At 59.5% G+C, this 22,208-nt stretch carries 23 protein-coding genes and 1 riboswitch; of the genes, 5 read left to right on the top strand and 18 right to left on the bottom strand.

Annotated elements, in window-relative coordinates:
- From glcF to K3556_RS11870, 4 genes are all read left to right on the top strand, one after another.
- On the top strand, positions 1 to 1,281 hold the full coding sequence (gene glcF, locus K3556_RS11885; protein WP_260516992.1) for a glycolate oxidase subunit GlcF: 1,281 nt from the start codon (positions 1 to 3) through the stop codon (positions 1,279 to 1,281).
- An 88-nt stretch (positions 1,282 to 1,369) separates the two neighbouring features.
- Positions 1,370 to 2,197 (top strand): trypsin-like serine peptidase, encoded by an 828-nt coding sequence (locus tag K3556_RS11880; RefSeq protein ID WP_260516991.1) that lies wholly within the window; start codon positions 1,370 to 1,372, stop codon positions 2,195 to 2,197.
- Positions 2,198 to 2,235: 38 nt separating this feature from the next.
- Positions 2,236 to 3,015: a trypsin-like serine peptidase gene (locus tag K3556_RS11875; protein WP_260516990.1), complete on the top strand. Its 780-nt coding sequence runs from the start codon at positions 2,236 to 2,238 to the stop codon at positions 3,013 to 3,015.
- A 119-nt stretch (positions 3,016 to 3,134) separates the two neighbouring features.
- Positions 3,135 to 3,587: an Hsp20 family protein gene (locus K3556_RS11870; protein WP_260516989.1), complete on the top strand. Its 453-nt coding sequence runs from the start codon at positions 3,135 to 3,137 to the stop codon at positions 3,585 to 3,587.
- A gap of 57 nt (positions 3,588 to 3,644) precedes the next feature.
- Here K3556_RS11870 and K3556_RS11865 read toward each other — a convergent pair whose 3' ends face one another.
- The 4 genes from K3556_RS11865 to K3556_RS11850 form a co-directional block, all read right to left on the bottom strand.
- Positions 3,645 to 4,523 (bottom strand): DMT family transporter, encoded by an 879-nt coding sequence (locus K3556_RS11865; RefSeq protein WP_260516988.1) that lies wholly within the window; start codon positions 4,521 to 4,523, stop codon positions 3,645 to 3,647.
- A 75-nt stretch (positions 4,524 to 4,598) separates the two neighbouring features.
- Positions 4,599 to 4,755, bottom strand: a riboswitch (FMN riboswitch).
- A 61-nt stretch (positions 4,756 to 4,816) separates the two neighbouring features.
- Positions 4,817 to 6,778 carry a vWA domain-containing protein gene (locus K3556_RS11860; protein ID WP_260516987.1) on the bottom strand — a complete coding sequence of 654 codons (1,962 nt, stop codon included), beginning with the start codon at positions 6,776 to 6,778 and terminating at the stop codon, positions 4,817 to 4,819.
- Positions 6,775 to 7,314 (bottom strand): RNA polymerase sigma factor, encoded by a 540-nt coding sequence (locus K3556_RS11855; protein WP_260519246.1) that lies wholly within the window; start codon positions 7,312 to 7,314, stop codon positions 6,775 to 6,777. Before K3556_RS11855 ends, K3556_RS11860 begins: the two co-directional genes overlap by 4 nt.
- Before the next feature lie 107 nt (positions 7,315 to 7,421).
- Positions 7,422 to 8,900: an NAD-dependent succinate-semialdehyde dehydrogenase gene (locus K3556_RS11850; protein ID WP_260516986.1), complete on the bottom strand. Its 1,479-nt coding sequence runs from the start codon at positions 8,898 to 8,900 to the stop codon at positions 7,422 to 7,424.
- A 63-nt stretch (positions 8,901 to 8,963) separates the two neighbouring features.
- Here K3556_RS11850 and K3556_RS11845 point away from each other — a divergent pair, with 63 nt between their 5' ends.
- Positions 8,964 to 9,746: an alpha/beta hydrolase gene (locus tag K3556_RS11845; RefSeq protein WP_260516985.1), complete on the top strand. Its 783-nt coding sequence runs from the start codon at positions 8,964 to 8,966 to the stop codon at positions 9,744 to 9,746.
- 3 nt (positions 9,747 to 9,749) lie between these two features.
- Here K3556_RS11845 and K3556_RS11840 read toward each other — a convergent pair whose 3' ends face one another.
- The 14 genes from K3556_RS11840 to trmD form a co-directional block, all read right to left on the bottom strand.
- Positions 9,750 to 10,307 (bottom strand): hypothetical protein, encoded by a 558-nt coding sequence (locus tag K3556_RS11840; RefSeq protein ID WP_260516984.1) that lies wholly within the window; start codon positions 10,305 to 10,307, stop codon positions 9,750 to 9,752.
- A 10-nt stretch (positions 10,308 to 10,317) separates the two neighbouring features.
- Entirely contained in the window at positions 10,318 to 11,304 is a 987-nt protein-coding gene (locus K3556_RS11835) for a P1 family peptidase (RefSeq protein ID WP_260516983.1), read from the bottom strand.
- On the bottom strand, positions 11,304 to 12,044 hold the full coding sequence (locus tag K3556_RS11830; protein WP_260516982.1) for an SDR family oxidoreductase: 741 nt from the start codon (positions 12,042 to 12,044) through the stop codon (positions 11,304 to 11,306). The genes K3556_RS11835 and K3556_RS11830 overlap by 1 nt, the downstream gene beginning before the upstream one ends.
- A gap of 55 nt (positions 12,045 to 12,099) precedes the next feature.
- Entirely contained in the window at positions 12,100 to 13,257 is a 1,158-nt protein-coding gene (locus tag K3556_RS11825) for a winged helix-turn-helix domain-containing protein (RefSeq protein ID WP_260516981.1), read from the bottom strand.
- 3 nt (positions 13,258 to 13,260) lie between these two features.
- The gene (locus tag K3556_RS11820; protein ID WP_260516980.1) at positions 13,261 to 14,700 is read right to left on the bottom strand and encodes an aldehyde dehydrogenase family protein; all 1,440 of its coding nucleotides are present in this window, start codon (positions 14,698 to 14,700) and stop codon (positions 13,261 to 13,263) included.
- A gap of 1 nt (position 14,701) precedes the next feature.
- Positions 14,702 to 16,279 carry an ABC transporter ATP-binding protein gene (locus tag K3556_RS11815; protein WP_260516979.1) on the bottom strand — a complete coding sequence of 526 codons (1,578 nt, stop codon included), beginning with the start codon at positions 16,277 to 16,279 and terminating at the stop codon, positions 14,702 to 14,704.
- Entirely contained in the window at positions 16,276 to 17,100 is an 825-nt protein-coding gene (locus K3556_RS11810; RefSeq protein ID WP_409557751.1) for an ABC transporter permease, read from the bottom strand. Before K3556_RS11810 ends, K3556_RS11815 begins: the two co-directional genes overlap by 4 nt.
- Positions 17,097 to 18,044 carry an ABC transporter permease gene (locus K3556_RS11805; protein ID WP_260516978.1) on the bottom strand — a complete coding sequence of 316 codons (948 nt, stop codon included), beginning with the start codon at positions 18,042 to 18,044 and terminating at the stop codon, positions 17,097 to 17,099. The genes K3556_RS11810 and K3556_RS11805 overlap by 4 nt, the downstream gene beginning before the upstream one ends.
- A gap of 59 nt (positions 18,045 to 18,103) precedes the next feature.
- A complete protein-coding gene (locus tag K3556_RS11800; protein ID WP_260516977.1) occupies positions 18,104 to 18,916 on the bottom strand; it encodes a division plane positioning ATPase MipZ in 813 nt (270 codons plus the stop codon).
- Between the two features lie 165 nt (positions 18,917 to 19,081).
- A complete protein-coding gene (locus K3556_RS11795) occupies positions 19,082 to 19,783 on the bottom strand; it encodes a DUF4336 domain-containing protein (protein ID WP_260516976.1) in 702 nt (233 codons plus the stop codon).
- Between the two features lie 114 nt (positions 19,784 to 19,897).
- Positions 19,898 to 20,119, bottom strand: coding sequence for a 50S ribosomal protein L31 (gene rpmE / locus K3556_RS11790; protein ID WP_260516975.1), 222 nt, complete (start codon positions 20,117 to 20,119; stop codon positions 19,898 to 19,900).
- 11 nt (positions 20,120 to 20,130) lie between these two features.
- Positions 20,131 to 20,505: a 50S ribosomal protein L19 gene (gene rplS / locus K3556_RS11785; RefSeq protein ID WP_260516974.1), complete on the bottom strand. Its 375-nt coding sequence runs from the start codon at positions 20,503 to 20,505 to the stop codon at positions 20,131 to 20,133.
- A gap of 332 nt (positions 20,506 to 20,837) precedes the next feature.
- Positions 20,838 to 21,005 carry a hypothetical protein gene (locus tag K3556_RS11780; RefSeq protein WP_260516973.1) on the bottom strand — a complete coding sequence of 56 codons (168 nt, stop codon included), beginning with the start codon at positions 21,003 to 21,005 and terminating at the stop codon, positions 20,838 to 20,840.
- Positions 21,006 to 21,322: 317 nt separating this feature from the next.
- The gene (trmD, locus tag K3556_RS11775) at positions 21,323 to 22,189 is read right to left on the bottom strand and encodes a tRNA (guanosine(37)-N1)-methyltransferase TrmD (RefSeq protein ID WP_409557750.1); all 867 of its coding nucleotides are present in this window, start codon (positions 22,187 to 22,189) and stop codon (positions 21,323 to 21,325) included.
- Between the last annotated feature and the right edge of the window lie 19 nt (positions 22,190 to 22,208).

Below are 22,208 nucleotides of genomic sequence, written 5' to 3'. Positions count from 1 at the left end.
ATGCAAACGCATTTCACCGACGAGCAGTTGAAAGACCCCGCGATCAAGCGCGCAAACGAGATTTTGCGCTCGTGTGTTCACTGCGGATTTTGCACGGCGACCTGTCCCAGCTATCAGGTGTTGGGCGATGAACTGGACAGCCCACGGGGTCGCATCTATCTGATCAAGGACATGCTTGAGGCTGGACGCGCCGCCGACAAGAAAACGGTCGAGCATGTGGACAAGTGCCTGTCTTGCCTTGCTTGCATGTCGACCTGTCCGTCAGGCGTGCATTACATGCATCTGATCGACCATGCCCGCGCCCATATCGAAAAGACCTATAAGCGGCCATTGTTTGACCGGATGTTGCGCTGGACGTTGGCGCAGATCATTCCTTATCCGGGGCGGTTCCGGCTGGCGATGCAGGCGGCACGTCTGGGCCGTCCGCTGCGCAAATTCATGCCTGACCCGCGGCTTGAAGCGATGCTGGAAATGGCGCCGCCGAAACTGCCCAAGCCAAGTCAGAATGACAAACCTCAGACCTTCCCAGCCAAGGGCGTGCGCAAGAAGCGGGTGGCCTTGTTGACCGGTTGCGCACAGAAGGCGTTGGACACGGACATCAATGATGCAACCATCCGTCTGCTGACCCGGTTGGGGTGCGAGGTTGTTGTGGCCAAGGGCATGGGGTGTTGCGGCGCGTTGACTCATCACATGGGCAAAGAGCATGAAAGCCACGCCCAGGCTGGTGCCAATATCAACGCATGGATGCGCGAGAAAAACCGCGACGGGCTGGACGCCATCGTGATCAACACCTCGGGTTGTGGGACAACCGTTAAAGATTACGGGCACATGTTCCGCAATGACGCGTTGGCCGAAGATGCTGCGACAGTGTCGGGGCTGGCGATGGATGTCAGCGAGCTTTTGATGACGCTGGACCTGCCCGAGGCGCAGATGAACAAGCGTGTCGCCTATCATTCGGCCTGCAGCCTGCAACATGGGCAACAGGTCAAGACGCACCCCAAAACCCTGTTGAAACGGGCAGGGTTCGAAGTCGTCGAGCCGGTCGACGCCCATCTGTGTTGCGGCTCTGCCGGAACATATAACCTGATGCAACCCGAGATTTCGCAAGAGCTCAAACGTCGCAAGGTTGCCAATCTGGAAGCCAAAACGCCTCAGATCATCGCGGCTGGAAATATCGGCTGCATGATGCAGATCGGGTCCGGCACATCAGTGCCGGTCGTTCACACCGTCGAATTGCTGGATTGGGCAACCGGAGGGCCACAGCCGCGTAAATTGACCTGATGGCGGCATTTTTCCTTTTTCCTCCCCACAATTTCGCCCTAAACATATGGTTAGAGGGTGGAGGAACCGCCCCACCAGAGGCAGGAAAATGAAGAAATTAATTGCTATGATGGCGGTGGGCCTTTGGCTCGCCAGTCCACTGGTCGCATCCGACCCGTCACCCCTTCGCACCTTGATGACGGGCGATGACAGTCGTGGATGGGAAGGCGTGGGGCGTTTGAATATTGGCCCGGGTGGATTGTGCACAGGTGCGATGATCGCTGACAATCTGGTGCTGACCGCAGCTCATTGTTTGTTTAGCAAGGCGACCGGAGAGCGGGCCCACCCCGAAGACATTCAGTTTCTGGCTGGATGGCGTAATGGCCGCGCGTCGGCATATCGCGGAGTGCGGCGCGTGGTGGTGCATCCGGATTATACATTTACTGCCGATGACAGGGCGGCGCGGGTGGTCAATGATCTGGCTGTGCTGGAGTTGGACCAACCGATACGCAAGAGCTCAGTCAAACCCTTTGCGGTCTATTCGCGACCGAAGAAGGGGGCCGAGGTGGGTGTCGTCTCGTATGCCCATGATCGTTCAGAAAGCCCGGCCCTGCAGGAGATGTGTCAGGTGCTGGCCCGCCAAAGCGGCGCTTTGGTGATGAGTTGTTCCGTCGATTTTGGATCGTCCGGCGCGCCGGTATTTGTTGTGCAGGACGGCAAACCCGCCATCGTTTCGGTGATTTCCGCCAAGGCGATGGTGCGCGACATTCCCGTGTCGCTTGGTACAAATCTTGAGAAACCTCTCGCAGACCTGATGCAGATGCTTGCCAACGGTGACGGCGTGTTCACACGGGTCGAGCCGGTATCACGGCCGCCGGTCAGCACATTTGGGTCCGGCGCGGCGGGACCAGGAGGCGCGAAATTCCTGCGTCCCTGAAACACCTCCTGCGTTGCGTCATCACATGCACCGCGATGATGTTGGTCACTCTTCCGACCGCGACGGCCGAAGACTCCACTGGCCTGCGGCGGCTAACGCAACGTGAAGACCTGTTCGGATATGAAGCCGTCGGGCGATTGGATTTCGGAGAGCAGGGCTATTGCACGGGCGTGCTGATTGCCACGGATCTTGTCCTGACCGCCGCCCATTGCCTTCGCGGTGTCGCCCGCGCAGGCAATGTCAAAGGGCTTCAGTTTCGTGCTGGCTTGCGGGATGGGCGCGCGATTGCATCGCGCACTATTACTCAAGCTGTCATGCATCCCGGTTATGACCCGGACCAACGAATGACCGCGGTGAATATTCGCAATGATGTTGGATTGGTGAAACTTGACACCCCGATCCCCGCCGCAGTCGCGGCGCCGTTTGTTGTGTCACGTCTGCCGCAGGCAAAACGACAGGTGTCGGTGGTCAGTTACGGCCAAGGGCGCGATGCAGCCTTGTCCCGACAAGCGGTTTGCGACGTGTTGGGGCGACAAGCTGGATTGCTGGCATTTGATTGCAACGTCACCTTCGGGTCGTCCGGCGCACCGGTGTTTGATGACAGCGCGCGTCGTGTGCGCATCGTCTCGCTGGTGTCTGCTGGAACGCGCGGCCAGCGCAACAAGATCGCTTATGGCGCTGAATTGTACGAGCGTGTTGCCGAAGTGAAGCGCGCTTTGCGGGCCGGCACTGGTGTTATAGGGGACACCAACTTTGGATCACGACGCATTGGCGTCGATCAGGAAAACGACACAGGCGCTAGATTTCTGCGCCCCTGACCCCTTGAAGGGTGAAAAATCCACCATAAATTTGTGACACGGGTGCCGCATGGGCGGGCCCGGAACTCGCCTGTCCCCGTTTGGGAAGGCCCAACAATAGTCGCTTCTAGGAGGACACCATGCGTAATTTTGACCTTTCACCCCTTTACCGTGCCACTGTCGGATTTGACCAGATCGCCGACCTGATGGATCGGGTTTTGACCAATGACGTGAGCCGCGAAAGCTATCCACCCTATAACATTGAAAAGATCGCCGATGACGGCTGGCGGATATCCGTCGCTGTGGCAGGGTTTGCCGAAAGCGACTTGTCAGTAGAAGTTCGCGAGAATGCGCTTTTCATCACCGCCAAGAAGGCTGATGAAGAAGAGCGGACCTATCTGCACCGTGGCATCGCCACCCGCGCGTTCGAGCGTCGCTTCCATCTGGCTGATCATGTTCGCGTAACCGGCGCAGCTCATGAGCACGGCATGTTGCATATCGACCTTGTGCGCGAGGTGCCCGAAGCGCTGAAACCCCGTCGGATCGAGATTGCTCAGTCCAAAGACGTGGAACACAAGGCGATCGAAGCCTAACCTTGGCTTGATCCCCTTATGAAATGGGCGCGGAGGGCAACCTCCGCGCTTTTGTATTTATGCCGTCTGGCGACGCTCCTGCTCCAACAGAAAGAAGCTGGCGGCAAGGATGATCGCCGTTCCCAACCACATCGACCCGGTCGGCAAGAAGCCGAATACAACGAAGCCCAGCACCACGTTGAACACCAGTTTCAGGTGGTCAAAGGGTTGCAGGAAGGCCGCGTCTGCCAGCGAATAGGCGCGCACTAGAACGTGCTGGGCCAAGGCAGTCAAAAGACCAGCCGCAACGACCAACCAGATTGCGCCAGTTGGTATGGCAAAGCCGGATCCCAACGCCAAAGCCGCGTTGATCGGGCTTAGCAGAACCAACAGATAGATCGTGACGGTTTCCGGACCGTCAGCGCGGGTCAGGAATTTCGTCACCACCGAACTGGCTGCCCACAAGGCAGCGGCACCGACAGGCAGCAGGGCGACAAGCTCGAACCGGTCTGACCACGGCTCCAGAATAATCGCGCCACCAAGGATCCCCAAAATAACTGCGCCCCAGCGGTGGATTGACACGGTTTCGCGCAGGATCAGCCCGGCGCCGAGTGTCACGAAGAAGGGTGACAACAGGATCAGCGCGATGGCTTGCCAGATCGGCACATGTGCCAACCCCAGTGTCCAAAGTTGTACGCCTCCGGCTGCCAAAACGACGCGCAGGATATGCAGCCAGACCTGCCCGGTTTTCATCACCGCAGTACGATGTCGAAACACCCACGGCAAATAGAAGCCCAGTGCGATCAGGTATTGCCAGAAGGTGACCGAGGGCGCGGAGGCCCCAATTTTCATTGTGGCCCCTTGAAGGGCCGTGTTCACGACAGCGAAACTTGCGCCTGCCAGAACCATAAGACCCGCCGCCTTTACAGGCGTGGTCAGTGTCGATTGATGAGCCATTGCGTAGTGTCCTTTCTTCCTTACGCGTTGACCCAAGGCAGAAGGACAAGGCGCGCGGGAACCCCGAGCGCCTTTGACCATCCTCTTCCATCCGGACTTTAACCGTCGGCTCCGGAGTTTCACCGGATCTGCTGACCCAAGTGTTTCATTAGAAACACAAAGCGCTCGCGGGCTTGAGGCATTACGCCCCTTTACCGCCGGTGGGGAATTTCGCCCCGCCCTGAGAATGTCGCCACCCCGGCAGGGGCAGCGACAGGGAAGATAGGGATGGGGGAAAGGGTGGTCAACCCGTGTTAGTTGGACAGGCTTTCGGCCAGACGCATCAGCGTGACCGCTTCGGCGCGATAGCCGTAAGGGTCGTCACCTTTCGTTTGATTGGCCAAAGCAATGGCGTCGGAGTATGTCCAGTCACCAAGGTATTTGTCTTGGCGCAAAAGTTGCCCGAAACCTGCAATGGCGGCGGCAAACCGTTGCTCTGGGCCTGCGTCAACAGCACCCGCGATGATTGGGGTTTCGATCAGGGTACTGATGTCTTCGCCCGGACGCTTATAACGCAGCTTCAGGAAGCCAAGCTCGCCTGAACCGTCTACCTCCGGCGCGGGCGCATAGCGCAGCGCGTCGGTCAAGACGGCGTCCGACCCAACCGGCGTGACCTCATAGATCGCGGTGACTTGGTGACCAGCACCAATCTCACCGGCGTCGACTTTGTCGTTGTTGAAATCCTCGCGTTTCAGGGCGCGGGTTTCATAACCGATCAATCGGTATTCCGCGATCTGGGCCGGATTGAACTCAACTTGGATTTTTACATCATCGGCAAGGGGATAGAGCGCACCGGACAGCTGGTCGACCAGCACTTTTCGTGCCTCGCCCAGTGTGTCGATATAAGCGGCTTGCCCGTTACCATTCTGCGCCAGCGCCTGCATGGTTACGTCATCCAGATTGCCGCGCCCAAAGCCCAAGATCGACAGATAGGTGCCGGTGTCGCGCTTCTTGGCAATGTAATCTTTCAGCTGATCTGGGTCGTGAATGCCGACATTGAAATCCCCATCTGTGGCCAATAGAACCCGACCCACTTCGCCGTCGTCAAACATCCGTTCGGCGACTTGATAGGCAAGTTCGATGCCTTCGGCCCCGGCGGTTGACCCGCCTGCATCCAATCGATCCAAAGCGGCCAGAATGGTGGCGCGATCCGCAGCCTTGGTGGGTTCCAGCACCTCTCCCGCGCTGCCCGCATAAGCGACGATCGCAACTTCATCTTCCGGGCGCAGTTCGGACAGCATCAGCCGCAAGCTTTGCTTCAGAAGCGGAAGCTTGTCGGGGTCTGACATCGACCCGGACGTGTCGACTAGAAAGACGAGATTCAGGGGCGGGCGGTCGTCGACCATTTCGCCCTGAATGCCGATCTGCACCAGTTGCGTGCCCGCATTCCACGGGGTTTGCATCGTCGTGACGGTCGGGGCGAACGGGTGCGGGCCATCGGGGGCGGGGTAGGTGTAGGGGAAGTAATTCACCATCTCCTCGATCCGCACCGCGTCCGGGTTCGGCAGATAGCCTGACTTCAGATCACGCCGCACAACGGCATAGCTTGCCGTATCCACGTCGATCGAGAAGGTCGACACTGGTTCCTCAGAGGTGATTTTCAGGGGCGAGGCGGCTTCGTTGGCATATTCTTCGCCGTTAACCTCTGTTGGCGTCGGCAGAACGGCGGGCATTTCGCCTCGGATGACGTAGCTTTCACCGTCGGCAAAGGTTGACGCGTCGGCCTCCATCAATGGCTCTGCAACGACGGCCGGTGCGGTCTGCCCGGATTGTGCGCGCAGCTCCGCAGTCATGTCCGACCGAGGACGCACCGATTGTGGGGCGGTTTTGCCCAACGTCGCAGGGGCTGGCGCTGCAGCGATTTCTTCCTCGCGCACTACGTCATCGACTGTTGGCGTTGGCATCATTGTCACGTCTGGCAACGCGACCTCGTCCACGTTCGGCATCACCACCAGCACTGCAAACCCAACGGCGACCATTGCCGTTGTCGCGGCCAATCCGCCGCGCGTATTCAAAGCATTCAACATTTTCGAAACTCCTTTTCCAATCACCCCAAACTTTGGAGTGTCAGAGGTAGGACGCGCGTCAGACCGCGATCCTTGGAGGTCATCGAAATTTTTCATGGCAAGCGCCAGATCGGCCTCTTTCCTCGAGGGTTCTGGCGCAGGCGGGGTCGCGCGCAAGGCGGCCTTCAGATCGTCAAGATCGTCGCTCATATCGCGTCCTCCTCTGCCCGCATCGCACGCAGGCGTTTTTTCACTTCGGACATGCGCCAGGCGATTGTGCCTTCTGACAGGCCCAAAACCTCGCCCGCTTGCGCCTGTGTCAATTCTTCACCCAAAACCAGCGCGACGGTATCGCGCAATTCATCGGGCAAGGCGGTCATGGCTTGGCCTAACCAATCCTGCGCCTCGGCTTCCTCACGGATTGCCGCGCGCCTGTTCACTTCCCAGTCGCCCCAGCCGTCGGCAGCCTTCGCACGGGTTACGGCGCGTCGGCGGTGGTCATGGGTGGCGTTTACAGCGACCCGGTAAAGCCACGTTGTGAACCGCGCTTCGCCTTTGAAACTCGCAAGTTTCGCAGGCAGAGCGGCGCAGATGTCCTGCGTCAGATCCTCGGCCTCGGCCCGGTGGCCCGTCAGACGAAACGTGAAGGCAAACAGCCGATCATAGTGGCGCGACAAGAGGGCCGCAAAGGCAGCCCTGTCCCCGGTCGCCGCCGCTTGGGCCAGTTCTTCGTCTTGTTCCATCATCATCTTCACATAGAGTAAGACGCAGCCCGAAGGTCAATCCTTGGTGTGGAAAACAAAAAAAGCGGCAGGTTGCCCTGCCGCCTTTAGACTTAAGGTATCTTGCGCGGTTAGACCGACATGCAGATATACTTCATCTCAAGAAAATCCTCGATCCCGTGGCGGGAGCCTTCGCGGCCAAGGCCCGACTGTTTCACGCCGCCAAACGGGGCGGTTTCGGTCGAGATGATGCCGGTGTTCACGCCGACGATGCCGTATTCCAGTGCCTCCGCCACTTTGTAGACGCGGCTCAGGTTGTTGGCATAGAAATAGGATGCCAGACCAAAGATCGTGTCATTGGCCTGTGCAATCACGTCGTCTTCATCTTTGAACATGAACAGCGGCGCCATCGGGCCGAAAGTCTCGTCGGTGGCGACTTCCATGTCACGTGTGGCGTTCTTGATGATGGTGGGTTCGAAGAACAGCCCGCCCTTTTCATGCTCCTTACCGCCAAGGATCACTTCGCCACCTTTCGATGTTGCGTCCGCCACATGTTCGCGCACTTTTTGAACTGCGGCGTCAGAGATCAACGGACCAAGGGCGATGCCTTCGTTCAGGCCATCGCCGACGGGCAGGGCGGACACAGCTTTGGCAAAACGTGCGGCGAAATCGTCATAGACGCCTTCCTGCACATAGATGCGGTTCGCACAGACGCAGGTCTGGCCGTTGTTGCGGAATTTGCAGGCGATGGCGCCTTCCACGGCGGCATCCAGATCGGCGTCGTCAAACACGATGAACGGTGCGTTGCCGCCCAGCTCCATCGAGCATTTCAGCACCTGATCCGCGGCCTGACGCAGCAGAATGCGGCCAACATTGGTCGAGCCTGTGAAAGTCAGTTTGCGCACCAAGGGGTTTTCGCAGAACTCTTTGCCAATGTCCGAGCTACGCGAGCTGGGCACGATGTTGAACACACCGGCGGGCACGCCAGCACGATGGGCAAGAACGGCCAGCGCCGTGGCAGAAAGCGGCGTTTCAGCAGCCGGGCGACCCACGAAGCCACAGCCAGCGGCCACAGCCGGGCCGCATTTGCGGGTGATCATCGCGTTGGGGAAGTTCCACGGTGTGATCGAGGCGACAACCCCAATCGGCTGGCGGATCACCATCAGGCGCTTGTCAGGCTGGTGACCGGGGATGGTTTCGCCATAGATACGTTTCGCTTCTTCACCGAACCATTCAATGAAGCTGGCCCCATAGGCAATCTCGCCCATGGATTCGGCCAGCGGCTTGCCCATTTCAGCTGTCAGGATGGTCGCCAGGTCGCCCTGGTTTTCCATCATCAGGTTGAACCATTTGCGCATGATGTTGGCGCGGTCCTTCGCGGTGCGTTTGGCCCATTCGCGGCCAGCTTTGTCGGCGCATTCAATGGCGTGTGCGACTTCGGCCCGCGACAGATCGGCCACTTTCGCAATCACGTCACCGCGCGCCGGGTTGGACACGTTGAAGGTCGCGCCGTCTTTTGCATCGACCCATTCACCGTTCACATAAGCGCGGGTTTCGACCAAGGACGGGTCTTTTAGCAAGCTCTTCAGCTCGGTTGCGTTTGCGGACATTTTAATCTCCCATAGCTTCTGTATTTTGCGGGCACGGCCCGAACCTCACACAGGATATCCAATATGAATTTCGACATAGCCTATGCGAATGCGGATTTCATCCCGAATGGTTACGAATTTCCGGCCAAATGGGAAAAAATGGCGAGCGACTTTCGATCAGCGCACAAGAATCTTCGATTGGATGTGCTATATGGAGAAGATGCTTCGAATGCGTTGGATTTGGTGCTGCCAGAGGGGGCACCGAGGGGACTCGCTGTGTTCGTCCATGGGGGCTATTGGAAGGCCTTTGGACGTCGCGACTGGACCCATCTGGCAGCAGGCGCGGTCGCGCAGGGATTTGCGGTGGCGTTGCCGTCGTATCCGTTGGCACCGGGCGCGCGGATATCCGAGATCACACGCTTGGTAGCGAAGGCCATCGACACTGCTGCGGATCAGGTAGACGGACCGGTTTATTTGGCGGGTCATTCGGCTGGCGGGCATCTGGTGGCACGGATGAACTGCCTTGATGTGCCGCTGGCCTGCCGTGACCGGATCGCCCGGATCATGCCAATATCGCCACTTGGTGATCTTCGCCCGCTGATGCAAACGGCGATGAACGACACGCTCAAGATTGATGAAGCCGAGGCGCTGGCTGAAAGCCCGGTGCTGACCGACGCGCGGGCGGGCATTCCGACCACCGTCTGGGTTGGGGCCGATGAACGCCCCGCATTTCTGGGTCAGGCTCGCGATCTGGTGCTGGCATGGCCCGAGGCTGATTTGATCATTGCGCCAGACCGCCACCATTTCGACGTGATCGAGCCACTGGCTGACCCGGAAAGCGATATGGTGGCGACCCTTTTAGATTGACCTTTAGCGTCCGAAATCTTCAAGCGCACGATGGTCGATGGTTTCGAGCACCGGGATCATCACTGCGATGTCGGCCCCTTCGGCCTGAATCAGAATGCGGCCATCAACGATGCCTGAAAGCTCGCCGTCTTGATTGAGGTATTTCATCCGCCCAACCCGCTCAAGCTTCATGCCCATCAAGCCAGCGTTGGACAGCATCCCCGCAAGCGCGCCCACCATCGGGTTGTTGGCCATGATGGTGATCGAGAACTCCTCGGATCCATCGGCATAGGTCGCCTCGGCCCCCGCGCCGCCGCCCATCATGGAAAGACCTGCGCTCATCTCGGTCGAGACTTCGCGTGTCCAGCCCTCGGGGGCTTCGGGCAGGAATTTGGCCAGATCGGCGGTTTTCATCGCCTTCAGCAATTGCTTGGCGTATTCCAGTTCTTCCAACGTGTAAGTGATGTCGCCTTCTTCATAGGCTTTGAGCGCGCTTTGCAGTGTCTCGGTCACCTCATCGGCGTGGGCCAGAGTTGGCGCTAGAAGCGCGACAGCGGCGATGGTTTTGAACATGAGTTTCATAAGATCCTCCTCAAGAAAATTTCTCGGCCCATGTGGGCAGGGTGTCCTGTTCTGCGGACGTGGCGGCGTAGACCCCACGGGCGATGGCACGGGCCAGACAGGTGGCTGCCGCGTGGCCTAGCCTGAGCGCATCAAACCCCGGATCGGGTAGGGATTTGACGCCGGTGGCCGCTGCAAACACCAGATCACCATCGAAAGGGGTGTGGCTGGGATGGATCGCGCGCGCCATGCCGTCATGAGCAGCATTGGCCAGTCGGGTGGCCTGCGCTTGTGTCAGGTTGGCGTCGGTCGCGATGATGGCGATGGTGGTGTTTTCGCCCAACCGGGCTTCGGGGCGCGGTTCGGCGCAGGGGTCATGTTTGCCCATGCCACGATCGCCGAATTCGCCTCCCATCTCCCAGGGGGCCGCCCAGAACGAAGGGCCGTCCCCTATCGTGACCGCCCCCAGCGCGTTTACCGCGACCAAAGCCCCGATCGTGATCCCATTGTCCAGCACCAGCGAGGCTGACCCGAGACCACCCTTCAACCCGTCAACGGTGGCTCCGGTGCCTGCGCCAAACGAACCAAGATCGAAATCTTCACTGGCGGCATCTAGCGCTACCCGGCCAAGTGCCTTGTAGGGGTTTTCGGCCCACCCCTTGTCACCGCCATTCAGCAGGTCAAACAGGATCGCGCCCGGCACAATCGGCACCCGCTGGTCGCCCACCTGAAACCCGCGCCCCTGCGTGCGCAAGGCATCTGCCACGCCAGACGCGGCGTCCAGCCCGAAGGCAGATCCGCCCGACAGAACCAGCGCATCGACTTGCTGAACCAGCTTGTCCGGCGCCAGCAGGGCGGTTTCGCGCGTTCCCGGCGCACCGCCCATGATGTGAACGCCCGCCGTGAACGGTGCATCCCCGACCAGCACGGTTGCGCCGGTTTTGATCACATCATCCTGCGCGTTCCCGACCCGCAGGCCGGCCACATCGGTGATCAGGTTTTTGGGTCCGGGGCGCATCAGATACACCGCCCGCCGTCGACTTCCATCGCGACACCTGTCACCATCGACGCCTCGTCCGAGCACAGGAAGCAGGCGGCATTCCCCATGTCCTCGGGGGTTGAGAACCGACCCAGTGGGATCGTGGACAGGAACTTGGCGCGTATCTCTGGCGTATCTTCACCCATGAAACTGGAAAGAAGTGGCGTTTCGCCCGCCACGGGGCAAATGGCGTTAACGCGGACGCCATGTGGCGCAAGCTCGACCGCCATCGCCTTGGTGGCTGTGATCATCCAGCCTTTCGAGGCGTTGTACCAGTTCAGGTTCGGGCGCGGGCTCAGCCCGGCTGTCGACGCAACATTCAGGATCGCGCCTGTGTGCGCCGCTTTCATGGACGGCACAAAATAACGTGCCATCAGGTAAACCGATTTGGCATTCACCGCGAAGACGCGGTCGAATTCGCCCTCGTCCACCTCCTCCATCGGTTTGGGAAGATGGGTGATGCCTGCGTTGTTCACGATGATGTCCACATGGCCCCAAAGCTCATGCGCTGCGCGCGCCATCTGGGCCACGCTGTCGCCGCTGGAAACATCCACATGATGCGCCGTGCCGTTCACCTCTGCGGCCACATCGCGGGCAAGATCATCGTTCAGGTCGGCGACCATCACGCGCGCGCCCTCGATCGCGAATTTGCGAGCGATGCCTGCCCCGAAGCCTGACGCCCCGCCGGTCACGAGGGCTGTTTTACCCTGAAGCCGCATAAATCCCCCCTAGGTTGTTGCCACGAGCTTGCGCCGATTTGGACAGCGGCGCAAGTCAGCCCCGTGCGGCTTGCCAGCGCACCTGATCAAGTGCCGCGAACCGCGCAAAGCGTTGCAGCTCGGCGTCCAGTTTGGTGTGTCGTGCCGCGCCCCATCGCAGACCGGGCTCGGGCCAGAAGCCGATCACGCTCAGCGTTCCCGCCTTGCGATCCGCCTTGAGTTCGATCCGTCCAACAAACCGATCCCCTTCCAGCAGCGGGTAGACATAATAGCCCCAACGCCGCTTGGACTTGGGCACGAACATTTCGTTGCGGTAGTCGAAGCCGAACAGGCGTTCAAGCCGGGCGCGGTCGCGGATCGACGGATCGAACGGATTCAGGATGCGCAACCGCGTGGTTGGGGTTGGCAGGGCGGCTAGTCGTGCTTCGATATCCGGGTGGGCCAGTGCCGGATAGACGCCTTTGTCGGCGGCCTCAATCTCGACCGGGACCAGCTGGGCAGAGCCGCACCAATCCTTCGCCTCGGCAGCGCTCATCGCGTCCCAAAAGCGGCCAATTTCTCCGGTTGAGCCAAAGGACAGCCTGTCGATGGCTTGATCACAGAGCCAGTTCAACGCATGTGCATCCTCGGCTGGGTCATGCACCGGGAAAACCCGTTCGCCCAGATCATAATACTTCACGAAATTTTCGCGGTGGCAGGTGGCCAGTTCGCCCGCGTACCACATCTGATCGAGCGCTTTTTTGTGCGGCGGGCGGGCCCACATTTCGCGACTTTCGGCCTTTGTGTCAAAGGCGTGCGTCGACAGCGCACCTTCAGTTTCAATACGCTTGCGTATGTCCGCAATTTGGGCCTTTGCGAGCCCGGACTGATACCATTCAAATCGCCCAACCTGTTCGCCAAGCCGATCAAATTGCCGCCGCCAATAGGGTAGGACGCGCTTGTCGATCAGACTGGCGTCATGGGTGAAATGTTCAAAGACTTCGCGCTGTGCGAGCTGCTTCCAGATCATCCCTTCGCGGACGTTCTGATTGCGGCTCCACAAGATGTGATTATGGGCGCGCGTCACATTGCGGATCGTGTCGATCTGCACAAACCCGAGCCGCCAGATGATCGCCTGAAGATCCAATGCACCCGTAGGTGTGTCGGCCAAGGCGTTGGTCCACAGCCATAAATGGCGGGCTTGCCGGTTAGGTATTTTCAGCCGCGCACCCATGCCTTAGCCGTGCTTTGCGGCAATGGTTTTCAGTTGCGAGAAGCCGTACAGCGCCTCGAACCCTTTTTCGCGTCCGTGACCGGATTTTCCGACTCCGCCGAAGGGCAGTTCCACACCGCCACCCGCGCCGTAATTATTGATGAACACTTGCCCCGCGCGTAGCCGTTTGGCCAGCCGCATTTGGCGGGCGCCATCAGCGGTCCAGATGCTGGCGACCAGCCCGTAGTCGGTGGAGTTTGCGATCTTGGTGGCGTCACCCTCGTCGTCAAATGGAATAATGACCTGCACCGGGCCAAACACCTCGTCGCGTGCCAGCGGATGATCCGGGGGCACATCGGCGAAAAGAGTCGGCGCGACGTAATGCCCGCCCTTAGGCGCGTCTGTGACCTGCCCACGCCCGGCGACGCGCAGGTCGCCCCCTTTGGACAGGAACCCTTCGACGATTTGTTTCTGACGGGCCGAGATCAGCGGGCCGACATTAAGATCGGCTGTTGCAGGACCGACCTTCAAGGCGTCGTAAGCTGCGCCCATCCGCGCGACCACCTCGTCATAGACGCCGCGCTGCACGAGCACCCGCGAACTGGCCGAGCAGGTTTGACCGGCATTCTGAATACATGCGCCGACAAGAAATGGCAGGGCGGCGTCCAGATCGGCGTCATCAAACACCAGTTGAGGGGACTTTCCACCAAGTTCCAGCGTCACCGGCACCACATTCCGCGCTGCGGCTGATTGCACCAACCCGCCGACCGGCACCGATCCGGTGAAGCTGATATGTTGGACACCGGGGTGGGCGGACAGGGCCGCACCCGCTTCTTCACCCAGCCCGGTGACCACGTTCAGTGCCCCCTTCGGCAACCCGGCCTCTTCGGCCAGTCGCGCAAAGGCGAGGGCGGTCAGGCAAGCCTCTTCCGCCGGTTTAAGGACGCAGGCATTGCCCATCGCGAGCGCCGCGCCGACCGACCGTCCGATGATTTGCATCGGATAGTTCCACGGCACGATATGGCCCGTCACGCCATGCGGTTCGCGCAGCGTATAGACCGTGTAGCCATCCAGATATGGAATCGTCTCACCCATCACCTTGTCGGCGGCGCCTCCATAAAACTCCATGTATCGCGCCAGCGCCACAGCGTCATTGCGCGCCTGTGTAAGGGGTTTGCCGACGTCGCGCGCCTCGAGCGCTGCCAGATCGTCGATGCGGGTTTCCACCAACTGCCCAATCCGGGTCAGGATGCGTCCGCGCTCGGTGGCGGTCAGGCGTCCCCAGTCGCTGTCCAGCGCCCCTTGCGCAGCACAGACGGCCCCATCAATTTCTGAGGCACCGCCGCGTGCGATATGAGCAAAGGCCTGACCCGTAGAGGGATCTTCGACGGGCAATGTGGCATCTGTTTTCTGCCATCCCCCGCCGATCAGGATTTCGGTCGGATCGAACCATAGTTCTTTCATCTTATGCGTCCTTCCACGCGGGCGGTATGACCGGCGCCGCGTTGATCAGCGTTTGTGTATAAGCGTGGTGAGGGGCAGCAAAAACATCGTCTGTCGCACCTTCTTCAACGATCTGTCCGGCCTGCATCACCAGCACCCGATCCGTGATGGACCGCACAACGCCCAGGTCGTGACTGATAAAGAGATACGCCAGACCGTGCCGTGCCTTCAATTCCGTCAGCAAGTCCAGAATATCGGCGCGGATTGATACGTCCAGCGCGGATACCGCTTCGTCCAGTATGATCAACTCTGGGCGCAGGATCAGGGCACGTGCGATCGCGATACGCTGGCGCTGTCCGCCGGAAAACTCGTGCGGATAGCGGGTCATGGTGTTGGCCTCCAACCCCACCTCGGCCAGCGCGTCCCGGACACGGTCGCGCCAGTTGTCGGGCCGCCCACCCAGAAGATGAAACGGCTCTGCCACCAAGCGCTCTACCATCCAGCGGGGGTTGAAACTGCCATAGGGGTCTTGAAACACCACCTGCAACCCGGCGCGCCGGGAAGGCGGCATATCCGGTGCGATGGGCGTGCCATTGAGCAGGATTTCACCGCCCTGCAACGGCTCCAACCCCAAGATGGCCCGTGACAACGTGGATTTTCCGCAGCCACTTTCGCCCACCAACCCAAGGCTTTCACCGTTCCTGAGCGTGAAGCTGACCCCATCGACGGCGCGAAAAAGCGGGGCAGGGCCAAAGAGTTGCGTGCGGGGCAGTGGATAGTCTCGCACCGCCCCTCGCACTTCAAGCAAGGGGGCATCTGTTGGCGTCGACTGATCCGCAGGTATATGCCCAGACGCCTCCAACAACTGACGGGTGTAAGGGTGCGACATCGTACGAAACAGGGTTTCAGTCGGACCCTGTTCGACAATCACGCCCTTGCGCATGACGGCCACGTGGTCTGCCATACCCGCCACCACCGCCAGATCATGGGTGATCAAAAGTAGCCCCATATCTTCTTCAGCGACCAGCTCTTTCAGGAGGTCAAGGATTTGCGCCTGTGTGGTCACATCCAATGCAGTGGTTGGCTCATCGGCGATCAACAGATCGGGATGCAGAGCGATGGCCATGGCGATACAAACCCTTTGCCGCTGCCCCCCGGACAATTCATGCGGATACCGATCCAAAGGAAACCGGTCCTGAGGTAAACCGACGCGCGCCAGTTTTTCGGCAGCCATGCGCTGGGCGTCGTCTCGGTTGGCGCAGCCATGGATCAGCAGGGTTTCGGCCACCTGATCGCCGATCGTCTTGACCGGATTCAGCGCCGTCATCGGTTCCTGAAAGATCATCGATATGCGGCGCCCGCGAATGTCGCACAACGCCGCTTCGGACAGTGTCGTTAGGTCGGTGTCATCCAGCCAGATCTGACCTGTCGCATCAGCGCCGCGCGGCAGCAGCCCCATCAAGGCCAGCGCCGTCATAGACTTGCCCGACCCGCTTTCGCCCACCAGCCCGACCACCTGACCGGGCGCAATCGTCAGATCAACATCCTGCAAGATCGGGGCGCCATGGATGGTCAGGGCCAGGTTTTCGATGCGGATCATGCGCGCGCCCTTCTGATGCGGGGATCAAGCAAGTCGCGCAGCCCGTCGCCCATCAGGTTCAGGCCCAAAACCATCATGACAATCGCCAGCCCGGGCGCGATGGCAAGGCGCGGGTGGGAATAGATCATGGTCTGCGCGTCCGCCAGCATCCGCCCCCAACTTGCGGTCGGGGGTTGCGCGCCAAGGCCCACATAGCTCAGCCCGGCTTCTGCCAGAATACCCAGCGAAAACTGGATGGTGCCCTGAACGATCAGCAGGTTGGCGACGTTGGGCAGGATGTGTTCAACACTGATGCGGGTCTTTCCCTTACCAGCAACGCGCGCGGCCATGATGTATTCCTGCGTCCAGACGGTCAGCGCGCCGCCTCGGGCGACGCGGGCGAAGACCGGGATATTGAAAATGCCGATTGCGATGATCGCGTTGGTGGCGGACGGGCCGAAGGTCGCGGTGATCAGAATTGCAATGACCAGCGATGGGAAGGCGAAGATCAGGTCGTTGCCGCGCATGATCACCTCGTCCAGCCAGCCGCCCCGATTGGCGGCGGCCAGAAGGCCCAGCGGCACGCCGGCAATCATGCCGATCCCCACCGCCAGCACCGCCACGGCAATGGAAATGCGACCCCCTTCCATCAGCATCGAAAGAAGGTCGCGGCCGAAATGATCGGTGCCCAGAAGGTAGTCCACTGACGGCGGGCGCAGCTTCGTGGCGATGCTCAATGTGGACACATCATGCGGCGTCCATAGGAAGGACAACAACGCCGTGGCAAGCAGGGTGAGGCTCAGAAGAGCGCCGATCCAAAGCTGGGCAGGCAAGCGGGTCATGCGCGTCGCCTCAGCCGTGGATCGACCAGTGCATATGCAATGTCGACCAGGAAGGTGACAAGGATCACGGCAAAGACCAAAAGCATCACGACGCTTTCCACGACGACGAGATCACGCTGGGTGATCGCCTGAAAAATCAACCGGCCAAGGCCGGGCAGGAAGAAGACGTTCTCGATAATGATCGCGCCGGCCAACAGGAAGCTGAACTGAAGGCCGATGATCGTCAGAACCGGGATAAGCGCGTTGCGCAAAGCATGGCGCCGTGTGGCCTGCGCGGCGGTGAGCCCCTTGGCGCGCGCCGTGCGCATATAGTCCTGATGCAGTACGTCCAGCAGCGATGACCGCATCACACGTGCCAAGATGGACGCTTGTGGCAGGGCCAGTGCAACTGCGGGCAGGATCAGAGCTTTCAGGGCTGGGCCGATGCCAGCGTCCCATCCTGGAAATCCACCTGCCGAGAACCAGCGCAATTGAACCGCGAATATCATGACCAAAATCATCGCGAACCAGAAATTAGGCACCGCGATCCCCAATTGCGTGGCCCCCATGATGGCATAATCGGAAGGATCACCGCGACGGGTGGCCGCGAACATACCAATGGGGATTGCAATTATCGTCGACAGGCACAGGGCCAAAAGCGCCAGTGGCAGCGACACCTGAAGCCGTTCCAATACAAGTTCGCTTACCGGCACGCGATAGGTGTAGGAGATACCGAAATCGCCGGTGATCAAACCGCCGATCCAGCCGAGGTATCGCGCGGGTAGCGACCCGTCCAACCCCAGTTCATGGCGCAGGGCAGCCACGGTTTCAGGTTGCGCGTTCAGCCCCAGCATGAACGAGGCCGGATCGCCTGGGATCACCTCGATCATCGCGAAGATCACCAGTGAGGCGACAACGAGGCTCAGGCCAAGCGACACAGCGCGGGTCAGGACAAAACGCAACATGGTCGCGAGGTTAGACGCCGGCTGGGCTGGCGGGAAGAGGGAAAGCGCTGTGGGCGGTGTTAGATTTTCACCTCGACGCCGGGCAGGTTCAGCGCCTTCATTAACTCGCGCAATTCCTGACGAGCCGCGACGTTCGAGATATTCATCTGTCCGACAACGCCAATATCGCGCAGATCAAGAAGGGTCAGGCCGCGCGGGAAGAGCTCACGGAAAATAACCCGCTCGTTGAAGCCCGGCGCCACGCGAAAACCGATCCGTTTGGACAGATCATCGACCGCGTCGCCCATTTTCTTCTTGTTGTGCATCATCTGAGCACCCAAGCGATTGCGCACGACGACCCAGTCAATCGGCTTCAACCCTGCTTTGGCACGCAGCTGGCGCGCATTCCACACCATCTCGGAGTAAACCGACGGGCCTTTGACCTTGCTGGATTCCGGGTCGATATGCGCCAGCAAATCGAAATCGACGAAGCTGTCATTCAGCGGGGTGATCAAAGTGTCGGCCAGCGAATGCGCAACCTGGCTCAGCCGGGTGTGCGAACCGGGGCAGTCGATGATGATGAAATCGCGGTCTGCTTCAAGAGCGGCCACAGCCATCGACAAACGTCTGTCATAGGGGTTTTCACCGGGTCGCAGGCTGGCAGGGTCAACTTCGGGCAGGTCATGGTATTCAGGCGTCGCAAGCTCGACCCCCGCGCGTGCCATGGTGGCTTTGCGGTTTTCAATAAAGCGCCCAAATGTCTTCTGACGCAGGTCAAGGTCCAGCACGCCGACCTTATGACCCAGCCGCGACAGCGCTGTTGCCACATGCATCGACACGGTGGATTTCCCAGCCCCGCCCTTTTCGTTTCCGACCACGATAATATGCGCCACGCCTGTATCCCCGACTGTTGTGCAGCTTCTTCTATGCGGCGACTATAAATACGAAGGGTGCTGGGGGGAAGAGGTCGCGCGAATTGAAGTAAAGACCGATTTTGTGGTGGTTTTTGAGCACCGACGAGCCGGTCGAAGAGGCCGCGCGTAGATGGCTTGCAGCGGCTAGGCTTTGTGCTTGGTGAGCCAATGAAAGGCCCTGTGCAGGAAATCCGCTGCGTTTTCGATCACGGGCGCACCGTGCGCCATCACCACGGCCCCTGCAGGCCAAGCCTGAACCCGTGCAATCGACCGTCGCGCAGCAGCTTTGTCCCGGCATGCGAGGCGGAATTTTCGTGGGACCGCCGGTTCTGCTTCCAGCATCAAATCCAGACGGGCAACAAGTGCGCGCCAACCGGAATACCAGCCCTTTGGCAGGTGCTGCAAAAGGTCTGTGAACAAAACCGTCCCACTTGGGCGATGGAAGAACACAATCTCGGTCGTGATTGCATTCCCTTTCATCATCACCTGATCAATATCCTCGGCCCATGCCCGATCCGGGGCATCAGCCAAATCACTGTGAAAGTTTATGTCCGGTCGCTTTTCTCGCAATCCAGGCGGTGCGTAGATTTTTGCGTTGGGAAAGGCGCGGCTCCACTCCTCAAGAAAGACGTGGTGCAGGCAATTGGGCGCGACCAGATGACGGCCTGGTCCCAGCGCGTGAATATCCTGCCTGAGCTGACCGGTCAGTGCCACAGGTGACCAGATGAACAAATCACCGCCGGACAGTTTCATGACTGCCATTCGGGTGGGATAATGAAACCCGGCCGCTGCAGTAACAGCAGGACCGTCGGCCAGCCAGATGCCTGGGCCAAATTTGGTCAGCATATCGTGCCTCAATTGCAATGCGCGGCCTTGAGACTAGGGTATGGGGATCGGATGGCACAACGAAAAACGCCGCCCCAGCGGGACGGCGTTTTCCTGTTTGGAAAGAGGCGTGTCTTAGAAGCCGAAGCCTTCGTATTTCGATTTGAACTTCGACACACGACCGCCAGTGTCCAGAAGACGCGAGCTGCCGCCATTCCATGCGGGGTGCACGGTGGGATCGATGTCCAGCGACATGGTGTCGCCTTCTTTGCCCCAGGTCGATTTCATCTGGAAGATCGTGCCGTCGGTCATTTTGACGTCGATCATATGGTAATCGGGATGGATTTCCTTTTTCATAATGACGCTCCTCAGGCTTTCTTGGGCTTATATGTGCTGTCTTCAGCGATACGGGCCGATTTCCCGCGACGCGAACGCAGGTAATACAGTTTGGCACGACGCACGCGGCCGCGACGGACCACTTCGATGCTGTCGATATTGGTCGAATGCAGGGGGAACACACGCTCCACGCCTTCACCGAAAGAAATCTTGCGAACGGTGAACGACCCGGCAATGCCTGTGCCGTTTTTACGGCTGATGCACACACCTTCGTAGTTCTGCACACGGGTGCGCGAACCCTCGGTCACCTTGAAGCCGACACGGATCGTGTCACCGGCTTTGAAATCGGGAATTTTATTTCCCAGGGCGGCAACTTGTTCCGCCTCAAGCTCTGCGATCAGGTTCATCTGAAACGCTCCTTATTTGCTTGCGGTTTTTCCGCAAAGTTTGGTGCCGTCCAAGAGCTCCTTGTCTTCATCGGGTTCGCATTTGCGCCCGCAGGAGGTCGTCCGTCGTTTCTTTGTGTATTTTCTGGTGGGGTCTGATGTGCAGAAGAACGCACTCGCCCAAAAGAAAAACGCCCGCGCGACTCGGATGAGTGGCAGACGGGCGGTGTATAGGCCCAATGGGTCTGCGGATCAAGGGGTTTGGGTGATTTCAGAGGGGGTCTCTGAACGGACGGAAACTGCGCCTTTAAATGGCGCAGTTTCCTTTTTTCGGCGTTCGTGAGTGGCGTCCGTTAGACGAGGACGAGGGGTGCCGAAATTTCGTTGCGGGCAGAACGGAACATAGGGATGCGTCGCTTGAGGCCAGTCGACGGGCGTGGGGTGGTCACTGCGCGTTTCTTAAGTGCCAAGGCGTTCAGTGCGTTGATGCGGTTTTGTTTAGCGGTCATCAGAAGTTCCATGTCATTCACCTTTTTTTGCCGTGTTGCGTTTGCAGAATTCAAAACTGGTTATCGCGAAAAGAGACAAAGTAAGATGGGCGCGGTTAGTCTGCGGTATCTCACGTAAATGGGTGTTCGTTAAATCGTTAAGTAAAGGTTGCACGCCGCAGAATTGACACAAATTCACCTTTCTCGGTTCCCCAGAAATAGCGAGGCCAGAAGGGTGTAAGTGGTCAGTTTTCAAGAAAACAGGAAACAGTTACCGACTAGTTTTCGGAAAGTTGCACTTTTCGAAACAAAGCCACAATATTGCCCCAATTCAGCCTTGTCGAAAAACGTCAGTCAGCGCCGTGTTCAGAGCGTTTTTTCTGAACTGATTCCCACAAATCAGGGCGGCGTTGCCGGGTGATTTGCTCGCTCATCTCGCGTCGCCACGTCGCGACTTTGCCGTGATGGCCCGATGTCAGAACGTCAGGGATCGCCCGCCCACGCCAAACGGCGGGGCGTGTATATTGCGGATGTTCCAGCAATCCGGCCGAGAAACTCTCGTCTTCTATCGACGCCTCGTTGCCCAATACACCGGGCAAAAGACGCACAGTCGCGTCGAGCATAGCCTGCGCGGCGATCTCGCCGCCGGTCAGGACGAAATCGCCAAGGCTGACCTCTTCAATCTCGTATTCTTCCAGCACGCGTTCATCGACGCCCTCAAAGCGACCGCACAGGATGGTTATACCGTCGCAGGCTGCAAATCGGTGGGCCATGGACTGGGTGAGCGGCTTGCCGCGCGGCGACATATAGATGATCGGCCATTTTGCCCGATCCTTCGGCGCGTCAGATTGCGCGGTGTCGATTGCACGTGACAGAATATCGGCGCGCAGGACCATACCTGCGCCGCCCCCTGCCGGTGTGTCGTCCACGTTGCGGTGTTTGCCTTCGCCAAAAGGGCGCAGGTCAATCGGATCGAGCGCCCACAACCCGTCCTTCAGCGCCCGGCCGGTCAGGCTTTCGCCCAGCACGCCGGGAAAGGCGGCGGGAAACAATGTGATGACCTTCGCTGTCCAAGCTCCGGCATAGCGCGGTGTATTGGTCATCAGTTGGCGCGGTTTCAGAGATGCCGAAACGGAAAGCTTCCCATGCGACTTCATCGCACGAGATGCCGGCGCAGCTGCATCGCTGGGCGCATTGGGGTCGGATTTGTCACTCATGCGGCCTCACTTAGCGGGT

The organism is Aliiroseovarius sp. M344 (assembly GCF_025140835.1).
Classification (GTDB): domain Bacteria; phylum Pseudomonadota; class Alphaproteobacteria; order Rhodobacterales; family Rhodobacteraceae; genus Aliiroseovarius.
This window is presented reverse-complemented; position numbering and strand designations above follow the sequence as displayed.